Origin of the sequence: Serratia sp. CY32780, assembly GCF_052169135.1 — a bacterium.
Taxonomy (GTDB): domain Bacteria; phylum Pseudomonadota; class Gammaproteobacteria; order Enterobacterales; family Enterobacteriaceae; genus Serratia; species Serratia sarumanii.
This window is the reverse complement of the sequence record NZ_JBJNLI010000008.1, coordinates 112,181-120,026: the sequence shown is the minus strand read 5'-3', so window position 1 is coordinate 120,026 and position 7,846 is coordinate 112,181. Positions and strand designations below refer to the sequence as shown.

7 protein-coding genes and 1 rRNA gene are annotated in these 7,846 nt (G+C 57.0%); 5 read left to right on the top strand and 3 right to left on the bottom strand.

Annotated elements, in window-relative coordinates:
- Positions 1-109: ribosomal RNA gene (rrf, locus tag ACJ8HH_RS23270) — 5S ribosomal RNA — on the top strand; the annotation flags it as partial.
- Between the two features lie 72 nt (positions 110-181).
- Here rrf and mobB read toward each other — a convergent pair.
- On the bottom strand, positions 182-700 hold the full coding sequence (gene mobB, locus ACJ8HH_RS23265; RefSeq protein WP_033654511.1) for a molybdopterin-guanine dinucleotide biosynthesis protein MobB: 519 nt from the start codon (positions 698-700) through the stop codon (positions 182-184).
- Complete coding sequence (gene mobA, locus ACJ8HH_RS23260) at positions 697-1,287, bottom strand: molybdenum cofactor guanylyltransferase MobA (protein ID WP_033649755.1); 591 nt, start codon at positions 1,285-1,287, stop codon at positions 697-699. The genes mobB and mobA overlap by 4 nt, the downstream gene beginning before the upstream one ends.
- A 148-nt stretch (positions 1,288-1,435) precedes the next feature.
- Between mobA and ACJ8HH_RS23255 the strand changes: the two genes are divergently transcribed.
- From ACJ8HH_RS23255 to dsbA, 3 genes are all read left to right on the top strand, one after another.
- A complete protein-coding gene (locus ACJ8HH_RS23255) occupies positions 1,436-1,705 on the top strand; it encodes a YihD family protein (RefSeq protein ID WP_033638631.1) in 270 nt (89 codons plus the stop codon).
- 98 nt (positions 1,706-1,803) lie between these two features.
- Complete coding sequence (locus tag ACJ8HH_RS23250; RefSeq protein WP_033649754.1) at positions 1,804-2,790, top strand: serine/threonine protein kinase; 987 nt, start codon at positions 1,804-1,806, stop codon at positions 2,788-2,790.
- 29 nt (positions 2,791-2,819) lie between these two features.
- Positions 2,820-3,443 (top strand): thiol:disulfide interchange protein DsbA, encoded by a 624-nt coding sequence (gene dsbA, locus ACJ8HH_RS23245; RefSeq protein WP_004931264.1) that lies wholly within the window; start codon positions 2,820-2,822, stop codon positions 3,441-3,443.
- A gap of 46 nt (positions 3,444-3,489) precedes the next feature.
- Here the strand turns inward: dsbA and ACJ8HH_RS23240 are convergent, their stop codons facing one another.
- Positions 3,490-4,386: an acyltransferase gene (locus tag ACJ8HH_RS23240; RefSeq protein ID WP_033636498.1), complete on the bottom strand. Its 897-nt coding sequence runs from the start codon at positions 4,384-4,386 to the stop codon at positions 3,490-3,492.
- Positions 4,387-4,883: 497 nt separating this feature from the next.
- Between ACJ8HH_RS23240 and polA the strand changes: the two genes are divergently transcribed.
- On the top strand, positions 4,884-7,685 hold the full coding sequence (gene polA, locus ACJ8HH_RS23235) for a DNA polymerase I (RefSeq protein WP_060452097.1): 2,802 nt from the start codon (positions 4,884-4,886) through the stop codon (positions 7,683-7,685).
- Positions 7,686-7,846: the final 161 nt, after the last annotated feature.

Genomic DNA, 7,846 nt, shown 5'->3' with positions numbered 1-7,846 from the left:
GCAATAGCGCGGTGGTCCCACCTGACCCCATGCCGAACTCAGAAGTGAAACGCCGTAGCGCCGATGGTAGTGTGGGGTCTCCCCATGCGAGAGTAGGACACTGCCAGGCATCAAATAAAGCCGAAAGCCCTGAACTGACGTTCAGGGCTTTTTGCTATGCGTAAAACGCAAAAAAGCGCAGCTACGCTGCGCCTTTCAACCACTCGACAATAAAGTCGGCGATGCTTTCCGGTTGATTGAGATCCAACTGCTTAGCCGCGATGGATAGCGGCTGGTCGCTGGCTACCGCCACGACAAATTTATCCAGCATGTCTTCCAACGGTCTGCCGATCTCGGCCCGATAAAGCAGGATCTTGCTGACCGGTTCATGTTTGAACCCTTCCACCAGAATCAAATCGACCTTATCGGCGTCAAAACGCCCTGCCAGGTAGCGTAGATCCAAAGGTTGTTGCTCCGGCGTTTCGGTCATCAATGCCCAACGGCGATCGCTGGCGACCAGCGTTTGGTCGGCACCCGCTTTGCGCAGCTCATAGCTGTCTTTACCCGGCGTATCCACATCCATGTCGTGATGCGTATGCTTTATCAGCCCAACCCGCACCTGACGCTGTTTCAGCATTGGGATCAATTGCTTGAGCAGGGTGGTTTTCCCCGTCCCGCTGTAGGCGCCGATGGCCAGCAAAGGGGGCAATGAACGATTCATGTTTTTAGCTCTCGTGCTTGCTGCCAGTGCAGGCAGTCTTCCGGCGTATTCAGGTTATGAAATGCCGTTTGCTGCCCGCTGAACACCACGCGTTGTGCGTTAATCTGATGCAAGAACAGCATCAGCTTGCGTTCACCGCGCGCCAGATAGTCGGCCAGCTGCGGCGCTATTTGGGTATGCAATAATGCCAGCGTAGGGTGATCTCGTTCACCATCGCTGGCAAAGGCTGCTGGCGCCGCGCCTTTTTGCCGCCATAGCTGCGCAACTAAGTCGGCGGGAAAGTCGGGGACGTCACAAGGGACAAAAGCCACCCACTCGCTGGGAGATTGCTTGAGCCCGGCGAGCATCCCGGCCAACGGCCCGGCGAAATCGGGCGTCAGATCGCCAATCACCGGCAAACCGCTCGCCTGGTAACGTGCCTGATTGCGATTGGCGCTGATGGCGACGGAAGCCACTTGCGGCCGTAACCGAGCCAATACGTGTTGATAGAGTGCGATACCGGCAATCGACACCAGGCCTTTGTCTTCACCGCCCATACGCGTGGCCCGTCCGCCGGCCAAAATGACGCCGCTGATTTCTTTATGCATCTCGTTTATCCCGCCTTGTCGATGCGCTGATTGTAGCGCTAAAGCCGGCGCGACATCAGGATTTACCTTTATTGACAAGCCGGTTCTTTCACTGCGTGGGTAAGCCTGTTACTTTGTGAGTTTATTCATGCTATTGGACGATATTGAGATGAAAACGCATCGCGTAAACGAGTTGATCGAGCTGTTGCACCCGGCCTGGCAGGAAGATCCCGATCTCAATTTGATGCAGTTTTTGCAAAAGCTGGCGCAGGAAGCGGGCTTCCAGGGCGAGTTGTCCGAACTGAGCGACGACATTCTTATTTACCATCTGAAAATGCGCGGCAGCGCCGGCACGGATCAGATCCCGGGCCTGAAGAAAGATTACGAAGAAGATTTTAAAACGGCGCTGTTGCGCGCTCGCGGCGTTATCAAGGACTGATCCTCGCGCGGTGCGAGAAAGCATAGCTCGTGAAAGGCGCCATTAATGCTACTATTTCTCATTCCCGGCACCGTGCTGTCAGCGATCAAACGAACGTTATGAATAACTCTGCTTTTAATTTCGACACCCTGTCGCCCGATTTGATTATGGACGCGCTAGAAGGGGTTGGCCTGCGCGTCGATTCCGGCCTGACGGCGCTGAACAGCTATGAGAACCGCGTCTATCAGTTTATGGACGAAGATCGCCGGCGCTACGTGGTGAAGTTTTACCGCCCGGAGCGCTGGAGCGCCGCGCAGATCGGTGAGGAGCACCAGTTCGCTCTGGATCTGGCGAAGGCGGAGATCCCGGCAGTAGCGCCGTTGGCGTTGCAAGGCGCTACGCTGCATACGCACGCTGGGTTCTTCTTTACCCTGTTCCCCAGCGTGGGCGGGCGGCAGTACGAGATAGACAACCTGGATCAGTTGGAATGGGTGGGTCGTTTCTTGGGGCGTATTCATCAGGTCGGTGGTGAGCGTTTGTTCGCCGAGCGGCCGACGATGGGGGTTGAAGAGTATCTCACCGCCCCGCGTCAGGTGTTGGCCGATTGCGAGCTGTTGCCGGCAGCGCAGCGTGAGGGGTTCCTGCAGGCGACGGATAACCTGATCGCGGCGATCAAGCCGCACTGGCATCTGAACTGGCAGCCGCGCCGTTTACACGGTGATTGCCATCCGGGCAATATTCTGTGGCGCGACGGCCCGCTGTTCGTCGATCTTGATGACGCACGTAATGGCCCGGCGGTGCAGGACTTGTGGATGCTGCTGCACGGCGAACGCCGCGATCAACTGATGCAGCTGGACGTCTTGCTGGAGGCGTACGGTGAATTTGCCGAGTTCGATCAGCGCGAGTTGGCGTTGATCGAGCCGCTGCGGGCCATGCGCATGGTGTATTACCTGGCCTGGGTCGCCCGCCGTTGGCAGGATCCGGCCTTCCCTAAGAGTTTTCCGTGGATGGCGGAGTCTGATTTCTGGTTGTCTCAGACTGCGGCCTTCACCGAACAGGTTAAGCTGTTGCAGGAGCCCCCTCTGCAGCTGACGCCAATGTATTGAAGCTTTAACACAATGGAGAGTTTAGTCTTATGAAAAAAATATGGTTGGCGCTCGTTGGCATGGTGATGGCCTTCAGTGCCTCGGCGGCACAGTTTAGCGATGGCGCTCAGTACGTGACCCTGGACAAGCCGGTGACCGGTGAGCCTCAGGTGCTGGAGTTCTTCTCCTTCTACTGCCCGCACTGCTACCAGTTCGAGCAGGTCTATCACGTGTCCGAGAACGTGAAGAAGGCGCTGCCTGCCGGCACCAAAATGACCAAGTACCACGTTGAGTTCCTGGGGCCGCTGGGCAAACAGCTGACTCAGGCATGGGCGGTGGCGATGGCGCTGGGCGTGGAAGACAAGGTAAGCCCGTTGATGTTTGAAGCGGTGCAGAAAACCCAGACCGTGCAAACGCCGGATGATATCCGTAACGTCTTCGTGAAAGCGGGCGTGACCGCCGCAGATTATGACGCGGCATGGAACAGCTTCGTGGTGAAATCTCTGGTGGTTCAACAGGAGAAAGCCGCGGAAGATCTGCAACTGCGCGGTGTGCCGGCGGTATTCGTGAACGGCAAATACATGGTTAAAAACGATGGCCTGGACACCAGCTCGATGGACGCTTACGTGAAGCAGTTCGCCGACGTGGTTAAATTCCTCAGCCAGCAGAAATAAGCCAGATTCAACATGAAAAACGCCGGCGTTCGTTGCCGGCGTTTTTTTATCCGTATTGCCGCTTCAATTTATCCAGCAGCCGGTCTTTTTCCTGCCACAGCGTATTCAGCCACAGTTGGAAACGCCGCTTGAACTGCTTGTCGTTGAAATAGTCCCCGTGCAGGGTTTCATCGATCGGTAGCGTCTCTATTCTTACCACGATGCGCGTCAAACGACCGCACAGCATATCCAGAAAAGGCCGTTGGTTATTTTCCGGATAGAGCAGGGTGACGTTCAACACTTTGTCGAACTGATTGCCCAGCGCGCTAAGGGTAAACGCGATGCCGGCGGCTTTGGGCGCCAGCAAATTGCGATACGGCGAATTGCTTTTAATTTTCTTGGCTTCGGTGAAGCGCGAACCTTCGACGAAATTGACGATGGTGGTTGGACGTTGACGGAATTTTTCGCAGGAACGGCGCGTGGTTTCGATATCCTTGCCGCGCTTCTCCGGATGCTTGAGCAAATAGGCGCGGGAGTAACGCTTCATGAATGGCATATCCAGCGCCCAGCAGGCCAGGCCGACAAAAGGCACCCAGGCGAGCTGTTGCTTGAGGAAATACTTATTCATTGGAATATGATTTCTGAACAGCACGCACAACACGACAATGTCTGACCAGCTTTCGTGGTTGCTGATCAGCAGATACCAGTTTTTGCGATCCAGCCCTTCCAGCCCTTCAATATCCCAACGCAATTGCCCGTTAATGCGCAATAACAGCGCCAGCCCCTGACACCAACACCACATCATGAAATCGGCGAAAGCAGAGATATATCGCCAGACGGCGGGAATGGGCACCAGGAGTTTCACGATGCCGGCCAGCGTGATGGGGATAGAACACAACACCGTCACCAGAATGGTGAGTATGACGGAAATGATAAAGATAACAGGCGTTAACAATCTTGGCATGGTTATGGGCTGACGGTTGTTGGGAACATCGTTGCATGCCGAAGCGCATGAACAAAAGCCTATTTTAACAGAGAATGTCGGGGTAAAGCGCCGCTAAAAATCACTGTTTTTGGCCTCGCCGGATAACCATTTGCCGAGTTTTTGTGCAACTTGTCCAGCTTGTGCTAAGGTAATTGAGGCGCCGAATTTGATTAATAGTGCGATTAAAATCCGGCGAAAGTTATATCCACAAATCCAATAAAAGCCAGTAATAAAGCGTCGCCGGAATTCGTTCTTTTAACGCGGTGATTTAAATAGGAATTTTATTCGCCGTTATAACGATAATCACAACGTTATAATTCGGTCTCTTTTCTATGCACAAAGTTATCCACAGGTAAGATCTTGCGGATCCTCGCGCACAATCTCATCATTTTCGTCCGCAATGCACGCTAAGGTTCGTCTCCGGCGGCCAGCTATGGCATGCTTACCCCTATGTCCGATCACGATAAAGAAACGCTATGGCCCAGATTGCAGAAAACCCACTAATCCTGGTTGACGGTTCCTCCTACCTCTACCGCGCTTATCACGCCTTCCCGCCGCTGACCAACTCGGCGGGCGAGCCGACCGGCGCGATGTACGGCGTGCTGAATATGCTGCGCAGCCTGCTGCTGCAGTATCAACCGAGCCACGTTGCCGTGGTGTTTGATGCCAAAGGGAAGACCTTCCGCGATGATCTCTTCGCCGAATACAAATCGCACCGGCCGCCGATGCCGGACGATCTGCGTGCGCAGATCGAGCCGCTGCACAACATGGTCAAGGCGATGGGCCTGCCGCTGCTGGTGACGCCCGGCGTTGAGGCGGACGACGTTATCGGTACGCTGGCGCTGGAGGCCGAAAAAGCTGGCCACGCGGTGCTGATCAGCACCGGCGACAAAGACATGGCGCAGCTGGTGACGCCGAACGTCACCCTGATCAACACCATGAACAACACCATCCTCGGCCCGCAGGAAGTGTGCGACAAGTACGGTATTCCGCCGGAGCTGATCATCGACTTCCTGGCGCTGATGGGCGATTCATCGGACAACATTCCCGGTGTGCCGGGCGTGGGTGAGAAAACCGCTCAGGCGTTGCTGCAGGGTATCGGCGGGCTGGATGCGCTGTACGGTAATCTGGAGAATATCGCCACGCTGAGCTTCCGCGGCGCCAAAACCATGGCGGCCAAGCTGGAGCAGAACAAAGAGGTCGCGTACCTCTCCTATAAGCTGGCGACGATCAAAACCGACGTTGAGCTGGATCTGACCTGCGCGGATCTGACGGTCTCTGCACCGGATGTCGATACGCTGCAGCAGCTGTTCAAACAGTACGAGTTCAAACGCTGGCTGGCGGACGTGGAAGCCGGCGTATGGCTGGAAAACAAGAAAGGCGCGGGAGCGAAAGCTGCCGGCGGTGCCAAACCGGCCGCCGCCGCCGCGGAAGCGCCGAAGGCGCTGGCGGAGGCCAAGCTGTCCCAGGACGGTTATGTCACCATTCTGGATGAAGCGGCCTTTACCGACTGGCTGGCGCGGCTGAAAAAGGCCGACGTGTTTGCCTTCGATACCGAAACCGACGGTCTGGATACCCTGACCGCCAACCTGATCGGCCTGTCCTTCGCGATCGCGCCGGGCGAAGCGGCTTATTTGCCGGTGGCGCACGATTATCTGGACGCTCCGCCACAGCTGGACCGCGCCTACGTGCTGGAAGCGCTCAAGCCGCTGCTGGAGGACGATAAGGCGCTGAAGGTCGGGCAAAACCTGAAGTTCGACATGAGCCTGCTGGCGCGCTACGGCATTGAGATGCGCGGCATTGCCTACGACACCATGCTGGAGTCCTATGTGCTGGACAGCGTCGGCGGCCGTCACGATATGGACAGCCTGGCCGATCGTTATCTGAGCCATAAAACCATCACCTTCGAAGAGATCGCCGGCAAGGGCAAAAACCAGCTGACGTTCAATCAGATCGCGCTGGAGCAGGCGGCGCCTTACGCCGCCGAAGACGCCGATGTCACGCTGCAGTTGCACCTGGCGATGTGGCCGCAGTTGAAACAGAGCGCAGAGCTGCTGACGGTGTTCAACGAGATTGAAATGCCGCTGCTGCCGGTGCTGTCGCATATCGAACGCACCGGGGTGCTGATCGATCCGGCCATTTTGTCGGCCCACTCCCAGGAGCTGGCCAAGCGTCTGGCTGAGCTGGAGGCGCAGGCCCACGAGCTGGCGGAAGAGCCGTTCAACCTGGCATCGACCAAGCAGCTGCAGGCTATCTTGTACGAGAAACAAAAGTTGCCGGTGCTGAAGAAAACCCCAGGCGGTGCGCCGTCCACCAACGAAGAAGTGCTGGCCGAGCTGGCGCTGGATTACCCGCTGCCGAAGGTGATCCTGGAATACCGCGGCCTGGCGAAGCTGAAGACCACCTATACCGACAAGCTGCCGCTGATGATCAACCCGGTCAGCGGCCGGGTACACACCTCGTACCATCAGGCGGTGACTGCGACCGGCCGTCTCTCCTCGAGCGATCCGAACCTGCAGAACATCCCGGTGCGCAACGAAGAAGGGCGGCGCATCCGCCAGGCTTTCATCGCGCCGGAAGGCTACCGCATCGTCGCGGCCGACTACTCGCAGATCGAGCTGCGCATCATGGCGCATCTGTCACAGGATGAAGGGCTGCTGAAGGCCTTCGCCGAAGGGAAAGACATTCACCGTGCCACTGCGTCGGAAGTCTTCGGCGTGCCGTTGGATAAAGTGACCGGCGAACAGCGCCGCAGCGCCAAGGCGATTAACTTTGGCCTGATTTACGGCATGAGCGCCTTCGGCCTGGCGCGCCAGTTGGGGATCCCGCGTGGGGAAGCCCAGCGCTATATGGATCTGTACTTCGAGCGTTACCCGGGCGTGCTGGACTACATGGAGCGCACCCGTCAACAGGCTTCCGAACAGGGCTATGTCAGCACGCTGGACGGGCGCCGCCTGTATCTGCCGGACGTCCGCTCCAGCAACGCCATGCGCCGCAAGGCGGCCGAGCGCGCCGCCATCAACGCCCCGATGCAGGGCACCGCGGCCGATATCATCAAGCGTGCGATGATCGAGGTCGACGCCTGGCTGCAAGGGCAGGAGAAGCCGTTGGTGCGCGCGATCATGCAGGTGCACGATGAATTGGTATTTGAGGTGCATGAGTCGGTGATCGAAGAAGCCAGCCAACGCATCCGTCAATTGATGGAAGGCAGCATGACCCTGGCGGTGCCGCTGAAGGTCGACGTGGGCGTCGGCATGAACTGGGATGAGGCGCACTGATTACCGGGTTATCGCCGGATGCGCTAACTGGCGATAACCTAAGCACTTTTCGTAATTAAGCTACAAGATGCGGCGATAGTTTCCCCAACTTCGCCGTTCTTGCGCCGCAAATTGTGTAAGTAAACTACAAAAAATTCTTTTGCCCTGCGAAAAAATAAGGT

Excerpts from the sequence above, each read along its gene's own strand:
- ACJ8HH_RS23250 (WP_033649754.1), top strand. The coding sequence starts at position 1,804 with ATGAATAACTCTGCTTTTAATTTCGACACCCTGTCGCCCGATTTGATT.
- ACJ8HH_RS23255 (WP_033638631.1), top strand. The coding sequence starts at position 1,436 with ATGAAAACGCATCGCGTAAACGAGTTGATCGAGCTGTTGCACCCGGCC.
- ACJ8HH_RS23240 (WP_033636498.1), bottom strand. The coding sequence starts at position 4,386 with ATGCCAAGATTGTTAACGCCTGTTATCTTTATCATTTCCGTCATACTC.
- mobB (WP_033654511.1), bottom strand. The coding sequence starts at position 700 with ATGAATCGTTCATTGCCCCCTTTGCTGGCCATCGGCGCCTACAGCGGG.
- dsbA (WP_004931264.1), top strand. The coding sequence starts at position 2,820 with ATGAAAAAAATATGGTTGGCGCTCGTTGGCATGGTGATGGCCTTCAGT.
- polA (WP_060452097.1), top strand. The coding sequence starts at position 4,884 with ATGGCCCAGATTGCAGAAAACCCACTAATCCTGGTTGACGGTTCCTCC.
- mobA (WP_033649755.1), bottom strand. The coding sequence starts at position 1,287 with ATGCATAAAGAAATCAGCGGCGTCATTTTGGCCGGCGGACGGGCCACG.